Origin of the sequence: Pseudoalteromonas lipolytica (genome assembly GCF_001306915.1) — a bacterium.
GTDB classification, from domain to species: Bacteria; Pseudomonadota; Gammaproteobacteria; order Enterobacterales; family Alteromonadaceae; genus Pseudoalteromonas; species Pseudoalteromonas simplex.
In genome coordinates, this window is the sequence record NZ_LJTC01000008.1 from 167,785 (window position 1) to 187,325 (window position 19,541).

The 19,541-nt window shown below is 41.6% G+C and carries 14 protein-coding genes; 4 read left to right on the top strand and 10 right to left on the bottom strand.

The genetic code is table 11. The annotated features are described in order from the left end of the window. Positions 1–33: 33 nt before the first annotated feature. On the top strand, positions 34–2,667 hold the full coding sequence (locus AOG27_RS13025) for a glycosyl hydrolase family 18 protein (RefSeq protein WP_054553452.1): 2,634 nt from the start codon (positions 34–36) through the stop codon (positions 2,665–2,667). Between the two features lie 469 nt (positions 2,668–3,136). Further along, complete coding sequence (locus tag AOG27_RS13030; RefSeq protein WP_054553453.1) at positions 3,137–3,889, top strand: substrate-binding periplasmic protein; 753 nt, start codon at positions 3,137–3,139, stop codon at positions 3,887–3,889. Positions 3,890–3,907: 18 nt separating this feature from the next. Here the strand turns inward: AOG27_RS13030 and AOG27_RS13035 are convergent, their stop codons facing one another. The 3 genes from AOG27_RS13035 to AOG27_RS13045 all read right to left on the bottom strand — a co-directional run bounded on the left by AOG27_RS13035 (position 3,908) and on the right by AOG27_RS13045 (position 6,940). Further along, positions 3,908–5,413, bottom strand: a complete 1,506-nt coding sequence (locus tag AOG27_RS13035; protein WP_054553454.1) for a T6SS phospholipase effector Tle1-like catalytic domain-containing protein — start codon at positions 5,411–5,413, stop codon at positions 3,908–3,910. A 129-nt stretch (positions 5,414–5,542) separates the two neighbouring features. Continuing rightward, the gene (locus AOG27_RS13040; protein WP_054553455.1) at positions 5,543–5,944 is read right to left on the bottom strand and encodes an Hpt domain-containing protein; all 402 of its coding nucleotides are present in this window, start codon (positions 5,942–5,944) and stop codon (positions 5,543–5,545) included. Between the two features lie 54 nt (positions 5,945–5,998). Beyond that, positions 5,999–6,940, bottom strand: coding sequence for a diguanylate cyclase (locus AOG27_RS13045; protein ID WP_054553456.1), 942 nt, complete (start codon positions 6,938–6,940; stop codon positions 5,999–6,001). Between the two features lie 145 nt (positions 6,941–7,085). Here AOG27_RS13045 and AOG27_RS13050 point away from each other — a divergent pair, with 145 nt between their 5' ends. Beyond that, entirely contained in the window at positions 7,086–9,401 is a 2,316-nt protein-coding gene (locus tag AOG27_RS13050; RefSeq protein ID WP_235523701.1) for an EAL domain-containing protein, read from the top strand. A gap of 36 nt (positions 9,402–9,437) precedes the next feature. Here AOG27_RS13050 and AOG27_RS13055 read toward each other — a convergent pair whose 3' ends face one another. From AOG27_RS13055 to AOG27_RS13065, 3 genes are all read right to left on the bottom strand, one after another. After that, the gene (locus AOG27_RS13055) at positions 9,438–10,010 is read right to left on the bottom strand and encodes a manganese efflux pump MntP family protein (protein ID WP_054553622.1); all 573 of its coding nucleotides are present in this window, start codon (positions 10,008–10,010) and stop codon (positions 9,438–9,440) included. Between the two features lie 85 nt (positions 10,011–10,095). After that, the gene (locus AOG27_RS13060; protein ID WP_054553458.1) at positions 10,096–12,225 is read right to left on the bottom strand and encodes a hypothetical protein; all 2,130 of its coding nucleotides are present in this window, start codon (positions 12,223–12,225) and stop codon (positions 10,096–10,098) included. Positions 12,226–12,345: 120 nt separating this feature from the next. Continuing rightward, positions 12,346–13,650, bottom strand: coding sequence for an NAD(P)/FAD-dependent oxidoreductase (locus AOG27_RS13065; RefSeq protein ID WP_054553623.1), 1,305 nt, complete (start codon positions 13,648–13,650; stop codon positions 12,346–12,348). Positions 13,651–13,908: 258 nt separating this feature from the next. On the opposite strand from AOG27_RS13065, the gene AOG27_RS13070 reads away from it, so the two are divergent. After that, positions 13,909–15,843, top strand: a complete 1,935-nt coding sequence (locus AOG27_RS13070) for a RecQ family ATP-dependent DNA helicase (protein WP_054553459.1) — start codon at positions 13,909–13,911, stop codon at positions 15,841–15,843. 7 nt (positions 15,844–15,850) lie between these two features. On the opposite strand, the gene AOG27_RS13075 is transcribed toward AOG27_RS13070, so the two are convergent. From AOG27_RS13075 to AOG27_RS13090, 4 genes are all read right to left on the bottom strand, one after another. Continuing rightward, entirely contained in the window at positions 15,851–16,771 is a 921-nt protein-coding gene (locus AOG27_RS13075) for a nucleotidyl transferase AbiEii/AbiGii toxin family protein (RefSeq protein WP_054553460.1), read from the bottom strand. A 1-nt stretch (position 16,772) separates the two neighbouring features. Then, complete coding sequence (gene abiEi, locus AOG27_RS13080; protein WP_235523702.1) at positions 16,773–17,339, bottom strand: type IV toxin-antitoxin system AbiEi family antitoxin; 567 nt, start codon at positions 17,337–17,339, stop codon at positions 16,773–16,775. 69 nt (positions 17,340–17,408) lie between these two features. After that, entirely contained in the window at positions 17,409–18,776 is a 1,368-nt protein-coding gene (locus AOG27_RS13085) for a TrkH family potassium uptake protein (RefSeq protein ID WP_054553461.1), read from the bottom strand. After that, the gene (locus AOG27_RS13090) at positions 18,773–19,432 is read right to left on the bottom strand and encodes a potassium channel family protein (protein WP_054553462.1); all 660 of its coding nucleotides are present in this window, start codon (positions 19,430–19,432) and stop codon (positions 18,773–18,775) included. The genes AOG27_RS13085 and AOG27_RS13090 overlap by 4 nt, the downstream gene beginning before the upstream one ends. Positions 19,433–19,541: the final 109 nt, after the last annotated feature.

Genomic DNA, 19,541 nt, shown 5'->3' on the forward strand with positions numbered 1-19,541 from the left:
GTAACGCTATATAAAAACAGATAAGAGAGAATCATGAATATAAAACAATTAAGCGCAGCCATTGGTGTTGCACTCTTTGCAAGTGCAGCGAATGCAGCACCTTCAACACCCACCATTATTTGGGAGCCACAAGAGTACTCATTTGTTGAGGTTGATCTTGAAGGTACAGGCTCATACAAGAGCTTAGTGAACCGCGTTGATGAAGTCACTATCAGCATTGAATGGAACGCATGGAGTGGGGATGGCGGCGACAGCTATAAAGTGTACTTCGATGATATGTTGGTTAATGAAGGCTCGCTGGCAGCAGGCACTAAAAGTGGTGTTATTAGCTTCCCGTATGATAAAGCAGGTCGTCACACATTATATGTAGAACTATGTGAAGGCGGTACCACCTGTGCGCGCAGTGAAGGTAAGCCAATTGTTATTGCCGATACAGATGGCGGTCACTTAGCGCCATTGCCGATGGATTATGATCCAAACAACCAAGATATTGGCACCAAAGATGGTCTTGTTACCGGTGCCTACTTTGTTGAATGGGGTATTTATGGTCGCGATTTCGACGTAACCAATATACCAGCACAAAACCTCAGTCATATCTTGTATGGGTTTATTCCAATTTGTGGACCTAATGACTCGTTAACAGGTGGCCCTAAAAACGCGCTAAATACTGCCTGTGCGGGTTCGCAAGATTTTGAAGTTGTGATCCACGACCCATGGGCTGCGATTCAAAAAGCGCTACCGGGTGTTGATAGTAATGACCCAATTCGTGGTACATATTCGCAGTTAATGGCGTTAAAGCAGCGCTATCCTGATCTGAAAATTTTACCATCAGTGGGTGGTTGGACTTTATCAGACCCATTTGCCTACTTTACCGATAAAGCAAATCGCGACACGTTTGTGGCATCAATGGAAGAGTTTTTAAGAACGTGGAAGTTCTACGACGGTGTTGATATTGACTGGGAATACCCGGGTGGTCAGGGTGCTAATCCAAACTTAGGCGACCCAGTTGCTGACGGCCCTGCATACGTTGCGTTAATGCAAGAGCTGCGCGCAATGCTTGATAAGCTTGAAGCCGAGACAGGTCGTGAGTATGAATTAACATCAGCGATTGGTGCGGGTTACGACAAAATTGAAGATGTTGATTATTCACAAGCTCAACAATATATGGATTACATTTTCTTAATGAGCTATGACTACTATGGTGCATGGAGCAATGTGACAGGCCATCAGGCTGCGCTTTATTGTTCATCGCATTTCCGTGTTGGTCAGTGTGATGGCACAGGTGTCGATGAAGAAGGCGTTCCATATAAAGGCCCTGCTTACACAACTGATAACGCAGTGCAAAATCTACTTGCGCAAAACGTACCATCGAAGAAAATCGTGGTAGGTGCCGCTATGTATGGCCGTGGCTGGGAAGGCGTTTATCCAGAAAATGCCACTATCGCTGATAACCCTATGACAGCACCGGGCAACGGCAAACTTAAAGGCACTACAGCGCAAGGCGTATGGGAAGACGGTGTTATCGATTATAAAGGCATCAAAACTTACATGCTGGGCACTGCAGAAAATGGCATCAATGGGTTTGAAACAGGTTATGACGAACAAGCCGAAGCCGCTTATGTATGGAACCGCAGTAACGGTAAATTAATTACATACGATAACCGTCGTTCTGTTTTGGCAAAAGGTGCTTATGTTAATCAATATAACCTAGGTGGCCTATTTGCATGGGAAATTGATGCTGATAATGGCGATATTCTTAATGCCATGCACGAGGCACTTGGCGGCACAGTCACTGAGCCTAGCAATAGAGCGCCAGTGCTATCTGTATCAAGCACAGTATCTGTAAACTCTGGCGAAAGTGTATCTGTTAGTGCATCGGCAACAGATGCTGATAACGATCCACTAAGCTTTAGCTGGGCAGCTGACAGCGCATTAACAGTAAGCGGTGAAAATTCAAATACCCTTGTTATCACAGCGCCATCAGTGACTGCTGATACGCAATACACGGTTGCTGTGAGTGTGAGCGATGGTGAGGCAAGTGTAAGCCGTAACGTTACTGTAAATGTTGTAGCACCAACAACAGGCGAGAACCAAGCACCAGTGGTTGCGGCAATTGCTGATAAAACAGTGGCAGAAGAGGCGAGTGTGGACGTGGCTGTTTCGGCATCTGATGCTGATGGCGATGCTCTTTCATACAGCTGGACAGTGCCAGCAGGTTTAACGTTAGTGGGTTCAGGTGCTGATGTGAGCTTACAAGCGGGCAGCGTTGATGCTGATACAAGCTATGTTGTGTCGGTTTCAGTAAGCGATGGGCAAACAGCGACTGCAGTGAGCTTTAATGTTACCGTGACAGATTCTGGTACAACAACTCCGCCAGATGGTGAAACCACATGGGATGCAGCGGCGACTTATGTTGGTGGTGATACGGTGATTTATAACGGCATAGAATACACAGCTAAATGGTGGACACAGGGTGACCGCCCTGATTTAGGCGGCCCATGGGAAGCTAGCTCACAACCAACAGATGGGAACGGTGATGTTGTATGGCAAGCTGCGGGTATCTATAACGGTGGTGACCAAGTCACTCACCAAGGTAATAAATACGAAGCGAAATGGTGGACTCAAGGAGACGAGCCAGGCGTCGCGGATGTATGGAAAGCACTTTAAGTGTAACAACCACATTTAATGCCCATCATTAAAATGTGATTTCCCTTTAAAGCAGCCGCATGGCTGCTTTTTTTGTGGGGGAAGTAGGTTGGGTAGAACGGAGTGAAACCCAACATAATCCATGTAAACCTTTGCAAATTTCTTATCTTCAGACGCGCGAAACAAGTTTCACGCCTACGGGGGAAAACATAGGCGCTGGGGTTTAGGTGCTAGGGCGTGATGTAAAAACTCTGCTACAGACTCGTATCTCGCACCTCGAATCTCTTAACTTTACTCTTTCCCCTTGAAACTCGCTAACTTAAGACATTTCCCGGCTAAAGCCAGTCCTACGGGCTGCCACCTCGCATTTCGGAACTTTCCCCTTAAAACTTACTAACTTTCTGTTTCTCATTTCATACACTGATCTTTCAGGCATTATCAACCATACTTGAATAATATGATCTGTAAGTATTAAAGCTAAGGTGGATAAATGAGGTTAAGCGTGTTGTTTTTACTTACCGTTTTTGTATTTAGTAACTCGGTATTTAGCTGCGATAAAACCTTAAAAGTGGGAATTAGTCAGCAGTGGGCGCCTTATGTCTTTACGCAAAACGGTGAACTCACCGGCATAGATATCGATGTGGTCAACTTAGTACTAAATGAGGCAGGGTTTTGTGCAACATACGTCGTCATGCCTTCATCTAAACGCGGGTTTACAGAGCTTAAACACGGTAAAGTCGATTTACTACCTGCCGCAAGTTATAGCACAGAGCGTGACTCTTTTAGTTTTTTTTCAGAGCCTTACCGTAATGAAGTGATGCGCTTGTTTTGGTATCCTCATGGCCGGTTAGAGTCTTTAGACTTGCAAGGTTTGCTCGAACATCAGCAAGTTATTTTAACTAACAGCGGGAGCTACTTTGGATCTGACTTTACTCATTTAAAAGAAGAACCAAAGTATAAAGAGCTACTCGTTACTGTACCCTCTTTGCGCCAGCGGCTAGCTATGCTGGTTGCTAAGCGGGTCGATTTTTTTGTTGATGATGAATTAGCCGGTTTATATTTAATTCAAAAAAATAACCAGCAGGGGATCGAGTTGCATCCGTATATTGTCAATAATGACAGCGTCCATTTTATGCTGAGTGAAACAACCCTTTTAGCAGAAGACAGAGCAGCTATTAACTCAGCAATTATAAACAACCAGCAAGCGATAACCGAGATTATCGCTCGCTATGTTAAGCACTAAGCTAGCCTAATCACTAAATTATCCTAAACGAGTCACACGCAATTTAATTCGCCCCGCATTCGCCCCATAAAAGCGGTTTAGGTCGTTGGCAAAAGGACAAAACTCACCTGATTTAGCAATACGAATATCAGCACCCTCAGCAATTTCAAATAAATGATCGTCGTTGTTATCGATAGCACCAATTAGCGCAAACCATTGTGCGTGGGGTAAACGTCTAAACGGTTCAAGCACGGCCATTGGGATTTCTTTCACCCCAAGTTGGATATTGTCGCGGTGCCAACCTGCAGGTCCGCAACTAATGCCGTCGTCATACCAAGTTTGCTCTGGGTAAGGCGTAAATCGGTACGTGCCACCTTGCTCTAACATTAAGCCTGTGTGATTGTACTTTTCAGCGCCATACACAAGCACATCTTTACTTTCGTCTATGCCCAACACCGTCATATTTTGTTTATCAAGCGCAATATGTGGGCTTAAGCCTTTAAATTTCAAGCGGGTTTCATCGCTATAAAGTACATCGTAATGAAGGCTTTTTAACGACTCCGGACGATAGCTCGTTAGGCGATTAATGCGCTCTGCTACTGTGTAATGAATGGTTGGTGCGAGCGTGCTTTGTTCGTTATCAACCAATACACAGCATTCGCGATCTACCAGTTTGAACAACGGGTTAAACCAAAAATAGTTTTGTTGATGACTAAGAGCTAGCGGATCTGGGGTAACGGTTACATCATCTTGTGCAATGAGGTTACGATGCTCTTCTGGGAGCAGAGTGTTGTAATTGATATCCGCGCTGGTAAGTAAGTTTAATGCAACGGTTTGTTCAATCAGCCACTCAATCGCATAGCGCAGACAAATGTCTGCTAAGCCATCACGATAATAGCCGCCACCCACATCAGAATGGGCGCCTGCAAACCAGATCTCTTGCACATGCGGTGCACTGTTTATAAGTGTGGGTTCAAATGCACGGCGTTTTTCATCAAGTGCCACGCAATGAAGGGCAGCTTTTATATTGCTTGCTAGTGTGTAGTTTTCAAAAATGACATGCTCAGCACCGCGGGTTGCTTTTGTTACTTTCGAAAAGCCTATTGATGCAACGGTATCGAATACACATAAGTACACATCATCACTGATAAGTGGCTCTAAACATTTGGCAAAGCGCCTAGCAAGAGCAGCACCGCGGCTAAAACCAGTTAGAAGTATCTTGTCGCCTACATTGTAATAGCTTTTAAAGTCGCCCATAGCCCGGTTTAAAATGCTGGCAACATCATCACCTCTTGGCGCAAGGGCTTGATTGAATAAACGTCGAAAGCGACTACCTTGGGTGCCTATACCTTGATAATAAAAGCTAAGTTGAGCTGGAAATGGTGTTGCGGGTTCGCTATTGAGTGCGCCGCCAAACAATAAATGAAGTTTAAGAATATTAGAAATACTGGCGTCTTCTTTGAAATGTGCGGCGCTGAATTGTTCAGCATCACGAGGCTCACTGCCTGTGCCATCAAAGTTGAAAATCAGCGTTTTAGCGGTCATAGCGTCATTCCTTTAGTGGTTTGTATAAACATACTCCCACTTTATGAAAATTTGAAGACAAAGATTCACCTAGACGAGCATTTTTGACGCTACGCTAACGTGGTTGCTAAATTAAAACTAAGTGGTTTATCAAGAGGTGTATTTTTGTAAGATTGTCAGTAATACTTGGTAGTCTTTTTTTATTTCAAATAATTTCGATTGTATCTCCTCAAAAGGGTGACGCTCATTGGCGATTAATACAATTAATTCGCTTAGGTGTTGATCTAATCTTGTAGCACCTAAATCGCCGCAGGCTCCTTTAAGTGAATAACTGGCTGATGTAGTTGTTTTAAAGTCTCTGTTCTGTATGGACTGAGATAGTGACGCTAATTTGACATGAGAACTATCTAAAAACATTTTGCTTACTCTAATGAGCAAGACCTCATTGTTCATGAGTCGGTAAAGTGCAGCTTTTTTATTCCAATGGTTCAATTCTAAACTTTCGCTTTTCGAGTTTGTTGTTTGCTGCTTCCCTGACATCTCACTGTTCATTTTTTATTTGCCTGTATAGTTATGTCATTTTGAAAAAATCTACAAAAATTTAAATTATTCACTGGTTGCGATAATACAAACGCAGCGATTTCTTCCTTGTTGTTTAGCCTGATATAGCGCTGTATCTGCACTGTTGATTAAATTTTCTGGAGTAAAATTTTTATCATCAGACAGTGTTGCGCTTCCCACGCTTATCGAGACTATTCCTGACTCTGTAGTTGGGTGTTTAATAGCTAGATTTTTAATGTTGGCCAATAGCTTATGAGCAATAAACTGTGCTCCTTGAATATCGGTATCAGGTAAAATACAGAGGAATTCTTCACCACCGTAGCGAATAGTTGTGTCTGTTGGTCGGTTAATACTATTTTTGATTTCTGTAGCTACTTTTATTAAGCAGTTGTCGCCTTGTTGATGTCCAAGCTGATCGTTGTATTGTTTAAACCAGTCTATATCAATCATCAGCACAGATAGCGCCTGACTATGACGTTTCGCAAGTAATAGATTTTGCGTCAGAGTCGTATTTAAAGAACGGCGGTTTTTTAATCCCGTTAGGCTGTCTTGCTGTGTCTGTTGTTTTAAAAGATCTGCTTGTTTCTTTAATGTCAGGTGTGCAGTCACTCTGTTTAGAAGGGTTACACCATAGACTGGCTTAGCTACAAAATCCACAGCGCCGGCTTGCCAGCATTGGTTTTGATCTTCTTGATCCATAATTGCAGTGATGAATATAACCGGAATATCTTTATAAGAAGGGTGAGCTTTTAGCTCTTTACACACATCAAGACCACTCATAGACCCTAACATGACATCTAACAATATTAGATCGGGTTTAATAGAGTCACAAACAGACATCACTTCTTCACCACAATTAATCGTGTGGGTTTTAAAATGTGATGCTAGTAGGCCTTCAATGACAGTCGCATTGATTGGCTCGTCATCGACTATCAAAATGATGGAATCATCAATCAGTTTGTTGTTATTTACTTCATTAGATTGCAAATTATCTTCTCCCTGAGTGTTGATTAAGCATAGACTGAATTTTTAGAATTTCTACAACTAAAGAATGGAAAATTATATTTTTTATTGGCGCTACTGATGAGATAGGACTAGAGTTTTTTTAGTTACATTAATTGAGGTCATAGTCTTGCTTTTTTCTCATCTAAATAATCGGCAGAGTAAAATACTCGTTGTTGATGATGAACCTACAAGCCTATTGGTGATGACTGAGGCTCTTGGTGATTTAGGTGAAGTTATTGGATGTGCGTCAGGAGTTGAAGCCTTAGGCGTAGCATTTTCATTCAGGCCCGATATTATTTTACTTGATATTGAAATGCCAAATATGAATGGCTTCGAAGTATGCAAAGCTATTAAACAAAACCCACTAACAGCCCTATCAATCGTTATTTTTGTTACCTCGCATAATGAACAAATATTTGAGTATCAGAGTTTTGAGAATGGTGGGGTTGATTTAATTCATAAGCCTGTAGACTTAAATCTATGTCGGTTGAGAATAGTAAATCATCTAAAAATGAAGCAACAGGAAGCGCAAATAAGTACTGCAAAAGATGACGTTGCGGCACTAATAGCTCAAGTTCCGGTATTTATTTCTTATTGGTCAGTGCAAGAGCTAAACCTTTTTAATAATGACATGACTTGTCAGTGGTTTGCCGTAAGTGGCAATGAGATGATTGGTCACAGAGCTAAAGATATTCTTCCTGATGATCTATATCTTGCTTTGCATAACTGTTTAGAAGAGCAAAAGCTGCAGGAAGTGTTAAATGTACCGTTTGTCGATCCGAGCGATAATATTGAGCATGTTAGGGCACAAATTAATTTACAATTTCATGAAGGACAAGCGGTAGGCGTTATATTGACGCTTACGGATATAACATCAATTAAGCGCACTAAAAAGTTATTAGCTGCTGAGTCTGAGCGATTGCGAGTAATGCTCAACTCGATTGGTGATGCGGTTATCGCAACAGATAATGAAGCCCATATTACGTTTATGAATCCCATTGCTGAAAAGCTAACGGGTTTTTCAGCACAGCAGGCTCAGGCAAAACATATTGATGACGTGATGAAGTTGACTGATGCGTATTCAGGACAAAACCTAGTTAATCCTGTCCTACTTGCTTTGCGAGAAAATCGTATTGTTGCTATGTCGTTAAATACCCAATTAACAGCATTAGATAACCGTGTTTATCGAGTCGAAGATTCTGCTGCGCCAATTCGTGATGATGATGGTCGTGTCAGTGGTGGGATCATCGTTTTTCACGATGTTAGTGAGTCAGTGGCAATGGCAGTTAAAATGAGTCACCTTGCTAATCATGACTTACTAACCGACTTGCCTAATCGAGTCTTGCTTTATGATAGAGTCTCCCATGCTTGCAAAGTAGCCAAGAGCAAGGAGCAACAAGTTGCTTTAATTTTAATTGATATTGATCATTTTAAATACTTGAATGACACACTTGGTCATCAACAAGGTGATTTAATAATTAAACTTGTTGCGAAGCGATTAGAATCTTTAATTGATTTAAACTACACATTAGCGCGGATCGGCGGTGATGAATTTGCGATATTAATCCCTGAAATAAAGCTAACATCAATTATTGATGTGATTGCTACTGACATCATTAATACAATGAGTGAACCATTCAAAATTGATGAACAACCTTATATTTTGTCAGTGAGTGTAGGTATTAGCATTTATCCTAGAGAATCAGTGACAGCAGAAGATATGATGACTCATGCTGATGCCGCTATGTATAAAGCGAAAGAGCAAGGACGTAATCGCTTTTGTTATTACTCAGATGATTTAGAGCATCAGTTTAAACAGCGCCAAAGTGTTGAAAAACTGATTCGTACTTCGATAGAAAACGACAAGATAGAAGTTTATTATCAACCCAAGGTCGCACTGGGTTCACAAAAAATAGTCGGTGTTGAAGCACTTGTTCGGTTACGAGATACTAATAATCAAATTATATTGCCAGTTGAATTTATTCCTTTAGCTGAAGAGACTGGACTTATTAACGCTCTTGGTGAGTCAGTTTTAAAGCAAAGTTGTTACGCAGCAAAGGAGTGGTTAGATAAAGGCTTTCGTATCAAGGTTGCTGTCAATATTTCAGCAAAGCAGTTTACGGATAAAAACTTTTGCAACTTTGTGGCGCAAACTCTCCAAATGTCGGGCTTACCGAGTGAATTGCTCGAATTAGAAGTTACAGAAAGTGCGTTAATGGAAGATTTTGAAGTAACTAAGAGCATGCTGAATGATTTAGCGGTGCTTGGCCTGACTATTGCGATTGATGATTTTGGAACGGGTTATTCCAGTCTTTCATATTTAAAGCTTTTTCCGGTCGATGTTTTAAAAGTAGATCAATCATTTGTTAGAGACATGATGGTTGATTCGCAGAGTATGGATATAGTCAAGACAATAACAAGCTTAGCTCTACTATTTTTATAAGCCCATGCCCAAAGAAGAGTTTGATAAGCTATTAGTTTAAGTCACGGTATGGCTGTATAGGATGCCACAGCCGATAAAAATAAGTGCAACACCGCCAATTGCTTCGGCTTTTTTGCCTACCCAGCCACTCATTACGTTACCAAGTAGCGCGCCGATGGTAACCATAATTGTGGTTGCTAGGCCTATCATGGCGGCGGCTAAGTAAATATTCACTTTCATGAAAGCAAGGCTGATACCTACTGTCATAGCATCTATACTGGTGCCAACGGCAGTTAGTAGTGTGGCAATGAAAGAGCGCTTGGTATTCGGTGCAAGTTCCTCTTCATCGTCGTCATCTTCTTTACGACTCTCAAGCAACATATGAACACCTAAACCCACTAACAACACAAAGGCAATCCAGTGATCAAAGGCTTCAACGTAATCTGCACCGGCACTGCCAATCAGCCAGCCAACAATCGGTGCGATAGCTTCGATACAGCCAAACAATAAACCAAGCTTGATTGCACTCAGAACACGAGGATTTTTAAGTGTACTGCCTTTGGTGATTGAAGCTGCAAAAGCATCAGTCGACATAGCAAGCGATAAAACGCTTAGTGTAATAATATTCAATTTTTGCGCCCCACAAAAAGTGGGCATTATACGCGGCGAAGCTCAAAACAGATAGGTTAATTTACGGCTCAAATAGGTAAGGAGCTTAATAAGCGCTGTACAGATAGTTATTCATTACAGTGCCATTTTTGGGTGCAAGTTTTGGCTCAAGTTTAATAAGCTCTTCATAAACATCAGGAACAAAAACTTTTAGACGCTCGGCACGACGAAAGTGGTTAGGCTCATACTGGTCAACAAGTTTTAATGCGCTTGGCATATAGTCAGCGAGGGTTTGTGTGTTATAGCTTTGCTCCAGTGCTTGGTCGAGAATATCAAGCCCGGGTTTAGAAAAATCATGCGTAACTGCAAGGCTCATTAAAAACTTAACAGCTGCATTTGAATGCATGCTTGCATAAAAATACATGTCGTTGTTTTGCATGTCTTTTAATGAAAAATCAAAGCCGTTATCTGCCAATATTTGCCATTGTGCTAATGGCAATTTAGTAAAAACATAAAGATTCTTAGGTGCAGTTGGGTCGACTCTGTTTTGCCAAATAGACGTTAATTGTTGAGTGTTTTCTACTGTTGCTGCGAGCAACATATTTGTCTGGTGGGTACTCAGTTTTGCTGTTTGGGTGATACTGGCAATGGTATTAAAGTCTTTTTCAATAATTGCTTCTTTGTAGGTTTGGTACTGCGTTGAGGTTTGATATTTATAATCATTTAAATGCAAGAATTGCCAATTATGAACCTGCACAGGGTCGATGGCTTGAAGGGTGTCCAGGGTAAGTAAGCCTTGTTGCGCTTCGAGTGTTTCTAATTCTTTGAGTGCTTGAGAGCGTGTTTTTATCGCTTCTAGTGAATTGATCCGCTGATCTATCGTGTCACACTCAGGAGGTATTTTTTTGGCTTGCTGTTTTTGTAGTTCATAGGCGCTGAGTGCTTTTGATATTGCTGAGTTATCTTTTTCTTTACGTTGAAATGCTAGGTTATTTGGGATTAGCTTTAAATCTATAAACTGAGAAAAAGCATCATTAGCAACTTGGTCGCCAACAAATAAAAGGCTACTCGGTAAGAATGAAGATTTAAGCATCAGTAGTCTATCGTTCGGTGTATCGCGCACAAGCTCGCCGTGAGCTCGATAACCTTTATTTTTTAGATAACTTAGTGTTTCTAAGTGTTTGCTCTCTAGTGGCTGCACTTCGCTATTCGAGCTGCCTTTTAGGTTTACAATGGCAATATCCATAGCCGTAAATACATTTGGCTGATTAGTGGGCTCAATACCTCGCTCACTTAATAACTTTAAAATTGGTACGTTAAATTCACTCACAGCGACATCTGCAAGGTTTAAATACAGTTGTTCATCGATAAAGTCATCACTCATTGCTGTAGGCGAGCCGTTTAGCTGTGCTGTTTGAGAGATGAGCGCTGTTAGGTAATCATTAGGTAAGTTGCTTTTTAAAGCCACAGCAATGTCGTTAACAGTAAACTCTTTGCTAGATATTGCGTTTTCAAACTCAGTTAAACTAAGCGCATGAGCATTAACAAGAAACAAAATAGATGGTGAAATGAGCCTTGATGGGCCGATTTTAAACGGCGTTTTTAAATAGGTATTAAAATCATCGTTGTTATCCAATAGTTTGTACAATGCTGTTTTGTTTACTTGCTCAGGTAATGGCACATTAAACATCATTGAGCCAGTATTTTGACTAAGGGGTCCATCAATTGCCGTTAGTTGATTGATTGTATCTATATCAAAATAATCAATGACCTCAATCCCTTGCCAGCTTTTTAATATGTTAACTGATGAGGCATATTGAAATTGCTGTTCTGCATTTTGTTTGATGGCGTTAATAACTAAGGTACTAAATGAACGGTAGGATATTTTCACAAGTTCCGAATAACTTAAAATATCTTCAAGGGAGTCGCCGTCTTTTAGTGCTTGTTTAATCGCTGCTTCTATTGGGCTGTGATCAGCTGCAGCTTGAGTGGCTTTTAAACTTTGTTGCTTACACTGGCGTTTGGCTAGCTTGAGTTTAGCCAGCTCTGTTGCTTTGCTATTAGTCTGGTTTGATGGTTTAAAGAGGCTCGTAGCCTTTTTTTGTTCAGCGACAGTAGCAGAAGATGTCGAGACTTCATTGCTTATCGCTTCGACGGGTGTGGGTTTATCTAATATCAGGTAGGCCCCACAGGCACAAAGCACTGCAAAAGCGGTTAGCGAAATACCTTTTTTCATCTTCAATCCATGGATCTATCTTGCTTGAAGTGTATGACTTTGTAGAGTGATGTCAATTACCTAGGGACGAAGTGCATAAATAGCCGACAAACAACTAATTTGCCGGCTTTATGCCGTAGCTTAATGCAGTTTCATTTTTGGCCTAACAACGCGTAGTACTTTTTCGCTGATCCACAGTGCAAAAGTTTTTGCACTGCCATGGATGGCACGTTGATGCATACGATAGAGCGAAATATACATGAATCGCGCTATTTTACCCTCTATAAAAAAGCTATTACTGGTTAGGTTGCCCATTAAACTGCCTACCGTGCTGTAGCGTGACAAGTTAACTAAAGAGCCATGATCACTGTAGGTAAAGGCACTGAGTGGCTGCCCTTTGAGTGTGGCTATAAGGTTTTTTTCAACACATTGCGCCATTTGATGAGCCGATTGCGCTCTGGGTGGCACTTGCGTGCCATCTTCTTGAGTAAATGCACAGCAATCACCAATCACAAAAATATCGTCGTTAACGCTACTTTGCAGATATTGGTTCACCTTAATTTGGTTATTGCGGGTAAGTTCAAAGATACCAATGCCTTTAATGAAATCAGGGGCTTTTACACCCGCAGCCCAAACCATAATGTCGGCTTTGATATGTTCATCGTTTTTGGTAATAAAGCTGTTTTCTGTGGCTTCTTTTACTTGCGTGCCTTCGCGGACTGTTACTCCTAATTTAACCAGTTCACGCTTAGCTGAGTTTGCAATGCGCTCGGGTAATGCGGGCAAAATTCGCGGCCCCGCTTCAATTAAATCAATGTGTAAGCGTTTCGCGGTCATTTTATTAAGGCCATACATTTTTAGCATGTCTGACACATGATAAAGCTCTGCCGACAGCTCAACCCCGGTTGCACCACCCCCCACTATAGCAATGGTTAAAGAATGCTGTGGATCGTCATCTTGATGTAAACGGGTGAAGTTATCGAGTAGAGCATGCTGAAAGCGTTCAGCTTGCTGGTTTGAATCAAGGTAAAAACAGTGCTTGTTAACGCCAGGGGTATTAAAGTCGTTACTGACACTGCCTATAGCAAGTACAAGGTAGTCATAACTGACTTGGCGCTCGGGTAAAATTCGGTGGCCAAGCTCGTCTTTTAACTCGCTTAAAGTGATGGTTTTGTTGGTTTGATCTAAGTGGCAAAAGCTGCCGAGTTGAAAATTATAATGATGTTTTGCTGCATGAGCTGAGTATACAACGCCGTCTAAATCGGCATCAATCGACCCCGTCGCTACTTCATGAAGTAACGGCTTCCAAATATGGCTGCGGTTTTTATCGATTAAAAGTATCTCTGCTTGACGTTTTTTCCCGAGTTTGTGTCCTAATTGTGTTGCTAGTTCTAAGCCACCAGCGCCACCACCGATTATCACGATTTTAGGAAGTTGGTTAATCATTACGTTGCCCTCAAAAGTATAATACCTAAACACTCTTGCGAAAAAGCGCTTAGGTATTGCAAGTCCATCCATCAATACCCCATGGCAACGCGCCCATTGTGCGCCTTTTTACTGGTTTTGTCAGTACCTGTTAAGAACAATATAGTGCGCTTAGTTATATCAATGGCCTTGGGAGATTGAGTTAAACACGTTAACATGGCTAATTCGCAGTAAGAGACCTATCATTACCTGAAAAGGGAATGAAAGTGAGGGATCAGGATGACTACACCACTACACACTTCGTTGAATCAATACTTTGGCTTTAATGAGTTTCGCCAAGGTCAGCAACAAACCATTGAGCAGCTATTAAATCAGCAATCGTCGTTGGCAATTTTTCCAACTGGCTCAGGTAAATCTTTGTGCTATCAATTAACCGCATTGCACTTACCCAACTTGACCTTAGTGGTATCGCCATTATTGGCACTGATGAAAGATCAAATCAGCTTTTTAAATAGCAAAGGTATTTACGCGGCAAGCCTTGATTCAAGCCAAACCAGTGAGCAAAGCCATACGGTAATGAGTGATGTGCGCGCAGGAAAGGTGAAAATTTTAATGGTCTCAGTTGAGCGTTTTAAGAATGAGCGCTTCCGTGAATTTATTAAACAAGTGCCTATTTCGATGCTGGTGGTTGATGAAGCACACTGTATATCTGAATGGGGCCACAACTTTAGGCCTGATTATCTAAAACTGCCGCGCTATCGTGAAGAGCTTAATATTCCGTTGGTATTGCTACTTACCGCCACCGCAACTAAAAAAGTAAAGCGCGATATGTGTGAGCGTTTTGCCATTGCCCCAGAATGTGTAGTGCAAACTGGCTTTTACCGAAGCAACCTCGATTTATCAGTGCTCAGTGTTGCAAGCCAAGAAAAACCTCAGCAATTAGCAAATATCATAGCCAGCCAACAAGGGGCAGGGATTGTCTATGTCACCTTACAGCATACCGCTGAGCAAGTGGCCGAAGGCTTGGCAAGAGCGGGCTTTAATGCAGTGGCCTATCATGCAGGCCTTGAGGATGATAAACGCTGGCAAATTCAAGATGATTTTATGGCGGGTAAAATCAATATCGTCGTGGCAACCATTGCTTTTGGGATGGGGGTTGATAAGTCTGATATTCGTTTTGTGATCCACTATGATTTGCCAAAATCGATTGAAAATTATAGCCAAGAGATTGGCCGTGCAGGGCGAGATGGTGCGCCATCAAACTGTTTTACCCTAGCAAACCTTGATGGCTTAAATACCGTTGAGAACTTTGTTTATGCCGACACGCCCGAGCAAAGTGGGATTGACTATGTCATTAATAACATTCGTAACGAGCAAACGAATAACCAGTGGGAAATGCAAGAGTACAGCTTATCGAGCGAAAGTAATATTCGTGCTTTAGCATTAAAAACCTTACTGGTGCAGTTAGAAATGCAAGGGGCTATTACGCCTTTATATGCCTATTACGCCGATTTTAAATATAAGTTTTTAACGGATCAAAACGAGCTACTTAGCCAGTTTGATGCTGACCGACAAGCGTTTTTACAACAGGTATTCAAACACACTGAGTTTAAGAAAATTTGGGGCACACTTAATTTTGATGCGTTAACCCGTGCCACTCAAGTTGATAGAAAACGTGTGGTTGCAGCGCTCGATTATTTGGCCGAGAAAGGTCATATAGCCCTTGAAACTAAACGTATTACGCAAGTGTATGAGGTGAATAACATGGTAATAAACCACGCAGATTTAGCACCGCAACTTCACCAATATTTTATCGAAAAAGAACAGGCCGAAATTAAACGTATCGCCACTTTAGTGCGCTTTTTTGAGCTAGATAGCTGCTTAAGTTATAACTTAGCCCGCTATTTTGATGACCAGAATGCACCCCAGCAATGTGGCCATTGTTCAGTGTGTAGAGGCCAGCAAGTAAAGCTTAGCTATTCATTAGTGCATCAAATGCCTGAGCAAAATGTGATTGCCAGTAAAGTTGCAGAGCTTAAACAGCACTTAGCCGCTAAAGGAATTAGTGATGTCAGCATCGATACTCAGTGCCGCTTTTTAGCGGGCATGAGCGTGCCTTTATTTACCCGTAATAAAGTCAGGCAGCTTTCAGGTTTTGGCCTTTGCGAGCAGCAGCGCTACAGTGACATTAAAGCCTTGCTACAGCAGTTGTAGCAGGGTCTTACATTTTAAAATCAGGCTCTTTAGCTTCGGTAAACATTTTTGACAGAACTGTCTTGAATAACTCTGTCAGGGTGTTTTGTAAGTACAACTGAAACTTTTCTTTACCGAGAGTTCTATCGAATACTTCGGTATCTAAAAAGCGTTTCATTTCACCGATAAACTCAGGGCTCGTGGTAAGTTCGGGTAACCTATCAATTAAATGAGAGAGCATGGGCTGATATTGCTCAAGTTGATAGTCAGCAACTTTATTTTTAACTAGTTCAATATCTAATTGAGCCCCTTGCTGTTGCAACCAAGCAAGATCCCAAATGTCTCGATGTCGCACATACTTTGTTGTGGCTGGTAATGAAATTATTTTGTCAGCCATCACCTCATCGAGTGTTTCAGCTAAGATCAGTGTATCGCTGTATCCATCAGGCAGAAAATCATAGTTCACATTAAGTGGTAAAGGCTGCTTTGTGTAGGCCGGAATATTGGCAACTTCTAACTTAATTTTTTGTTTGGGTAAATCCTTTCTTTGTGGTGCAGTTACTACTGCAACTTGCCACTTATCAATTTTTAATTCTGAGTATTTAGGGTCTTTTTTTAACTCTTTCGGTTCTTTAACCGTCACCTCAAGGCCATATCTTTCGCCAATATACTTTTCAATACATGCTTTGATATCTTTTAACATGAGTGAATTGAATTCTTTACCACCAGCAAAATCTAAATCTTCACTAAAGCGATTTCCGCCGTAACATAATCTTAAAGAAGTACCTCCTTGAAATACCAGCTTATCAAGAAATCCACCTCTTTCGAGAGCAAATAGGATGTCGTAATGCAATAACTCTTTTTCTATAACAGCCCGCATATGAGAAACATTTGTGGTTTGCATAGCGAGATTTACCAGTTGCGCAAAGTTCTCTTGTTCAGTTTTCATCTTATGCTTCCTCTGCAATTAAATGAGTATTTCGGCCAACTCTTTTTAAATCCCTTAGAGCAGTATTTTTCGTTGCAAATCTCAAAGAGCGATCTGTTTTCATTGTGTTTTTTAGAATGTCTAAACGGTCTCGCTTAGTGTGAGTAAATTCAATTGTACCAAAAGGCGTTTTATATTCACCCGAGCGTCCTGTTGTCATAATGGTCAATCTGCCAACGGGGATTTGTGAAATAATTCCATACTCTGAAAGTGCAGACTCTAAACTAACGTAATTGTACTCACCACGGCGGATTGTTTTTGCAATTAGCTCCAGCGTATCACTTCCTTTTGACTGAGCAAGAGCGTAAATAAAAATGCCATTTGCAACTCTAATTAAAAAGCCATCATCGATGAGTCGAGAAATCCCCGCTCTCAAGCTCCTATTAGTATCATCAAAAAAAATCTTTGCAAAATCAGACATTGTAAAAATATAACGTCCTTGTTTATCAAATTCTGATAGCTTTTTGATTGCATCTGACTTTTTCAATTTATTTCTCAAGTAATGATTAATGGCATATTTATATGTCATTATTGTAGACTTATTTTAGTGCTTTTCAAGTTCACAAATTTAACACTAAAAAGTGTCAAAACTGTACACTTAACCAATTTGAATACTGGTAGTCGGGTAGGTCAAAGGTTGGCTGTGCTGGCGAGCAAAACAATAAGCAAAGGTTAATGGCCCAACCCGACCTATCAGCATCAGCAGTATGATGATGAGCTGACTAGGCGCACTTAAATCCCCAGTTATACCCCGCGAAAGGCCTACGGTACTGAGTGCCGAAATTGCCTCAAAGGTGATATCAAGTAACGACCCTTGTTCAAGCTTGGTGATGATCATAATGCTGGTAAAAGCGATAAATAAGTACAGTATCATGACGCTTAATGCCTTGATCACTAACTTGTCGCTCAGCTGACGGTTAAACACGGTGACCGTGGTTTGCTGTTTTAAATAGCTGCGCATCGCTAAAATTAGGATCACAAAGGTGCCTAGTTTTATGCCGCTCGCCGTACTGACTGAACCACCGCCAATCACCATCAGCAGCATAGTCAAAAGCGTTGAATCTTGACTCAAGCCATCAATCGGTAGGGTATTGAACCCTGCGGTACGAGGTGTCACCGCTTGAAACCAAGCCGTTAATATTTGCTCAGACGTTGATAGCGGCGCTAATGTCGCGGGATTGGCGTGTTCAAAGAAAAAAATCAATATAAATGCGATGCAGTTGAGCACTAAGGTGGCAATTAACACCAGGCGGGTATTGGTTGATAGTAATGACCAGCGCTTTTGTTTGTAGATATCAATCAGTACAGTAAACCCTAAACCACCGATGATAAACAAAGCGGTGATCACTACGTTTACGGTTATATCGCCCTTGAATGCCGATAAGCTATCGCCACTTAACGCAAAGCCCGCATTATTGAACGCCGAAATCGTATAAAACAGACTGTGATAGGCGCTTTTTAGTGCGCCATAGTCATCGAACCAACTAATAAAGAGTAAGCAAAATGCCACCGACTCAATCACTAATGAATACACTAAAACATACTTAGCAACCTTGATCACCGAGGTTAAATCGTTAGTGTCAAAAGCGCGGCTAGCGAGTAAGCGTTGTTGTAAGCCTAGGGTTTTTCCTAAACTTAGTATTGAAATCACCGCCACGGTCATAAAGCCAATGCCACCTATTTGAATCAGCAGCATGACCACGCTTTGACCAAATACAGTCAGATCAGTACCTGTGTCGATGACCACCAGCCCTGTTACTGTAACCGCAGAGGTTGCCGTAAATAATGCATCGAGCCAGCTGATCGGTTGGGTGCTTGCCATTGGTAGCATAAGCAAGCCCGTGCCGAGCATAATTAACACAATAAAGCCGATAGTAAGCACTAAAGGTGGGTTTATTTTTTGCCGCTTACGGCACTTTACACCGCTAAATTGTTTTGGATAAACGTTGGCTTGCCAGTTGATCATAATGCACGAAACCGTTTTGCTAATTTAGTTAAGTAAGTTTTAGAGCCCAGTAGCACCAGACTATCGCCGTGACGCAGTTCGGTGTCGTTAGTCAGCTCTGTATTGAAGTAATCATCACGTCGTAGTGTGAGTGGTTTAATATCGCTATTACGTTCTTTGAGCAGCCAGCCAATTTTGCGACCTGAAAGCTGCAGATCAATGCCTAGTTCAACAATAAACGTGGATTGGTTAAGCGGGAAATATTGATTAACCATTGGGTAGTTAAGCGCTTGCGCAACCCTCACGCCCATTTCTTCTTCAGGGTGAATTATGCGGTCAACGCCAAGTTTACTTAGTATTTGATGGTGGCTTTTGGTACAGGCTTTTACCCAAATTTGCTTTACGCCTAAGTTTTTTAAGTGCAATACACATAAAATACTGGCTTCAATATTCTCGCCAATGGCCACCAATACGGCTTGGCAACTGGGTAAATCGAGCCGTGCTAATTGTGTTTCATCACTGGCATCAACCACCACGGTAAAACTGAGTTGGTCGGCATAGTGATTAACGGTGCTTTCGCTAATATCGGCGGCACACACTGTATGACCTTGTTTTGAAAGTTCTAAACAGGCGGTTACGCCAAAACGTCCTAATCCGATTACTGCAAACTGAGCCATAGTCTTTCTCGCTATTGTGGGTACGCGCTAAATGCTAATGGCAAAAAAACAGAAGTCTCTAGAGAGCTTGAAAGCTTTATAAAGATTTTATGCCGAGATAAAAAAACTT

Excerpts from the sequence above, each read along its gene's own strand:
- AOG27_RS13025 (WP_054553452.1), top strand. The coding sequence starts at position 34 with ATGAATATAAAACAATTAAGCGCAGCCATTGGTGTTGCACTCTTTGCA.
- AOG27_RS13030 (WP_054553453.1), top strand. The coding sequence starts at position 3,137 with ATGAGGTTAAGCGTGTTGTTTTTACTTACCGTTTTTGTATTTAGTAAC.
- AOG27_RS13035 (WP_054553454.1), bottom strand. The coding sequence starts at position 5,413 with ATGACCGCTAAAACGCTGATTTTCAACTTTGATGGCACAGGCAGTGAG.
- AOG27_RS13040 (WP_054553455.1), bottom strand. The coding sequence starts at position 5,944 with ATGAACAGTGAGATGTCAGGGAAGCAGCAAACAACAAACTCGAAAAGC.
- AOG27_RS13060 (WP_054553458.1), bottom strand. The coding sequence starts at position 12,225 with ATGAAAAAAGGTATTTCGCTAACCGCTTTTGCAGTGCTTTGTGCCTGT.
- AOG27_RS13065 (WP_054553623.1), bottom strand. The coding sequence starts at position 13,650 with ATGATTAACCAACTTCCTAAAATCGTGATAATCGGTGGTGGCGCTGGT.
- AOG27_RS13070 (WP_054553459.1), top strand. The coding sequence starts at position 13,909 with ATGACTACACCACTACACACTTCGTTGAATCAATACTTTGGCTTTAAT.
- AOG27_RS13075 (WP_054553460.1), bottom strand. The coding sequence starts at position 16,771 with ATGAAAACTGAACAAGAGAACTTTGCGCAACTGGTAAATCTCGCTATG.
- abiEi (WP_235523702.1), bottom strand. The coding sequence starts at position 17,339 with ATGACATATAAATATGCCATTAATCATTACTTGAGAAATAAATTGAAA.
- AOG27_RS13085 (WP_054553461.1), bottom strand. The coding sequence starts at position 18,776 with ATGATCAACTGGCAAGCCAACGTTTATCCAAAACAATTTAGCGGTGTA.
- AOG27_RS13090 (WP_054553462.1), bottom strand. The coding sequence starts at position 19,432 with ATGGCTCAGTTTGCAGTAATCGGATTAGGACGTTTTGGCGTAACCGCC.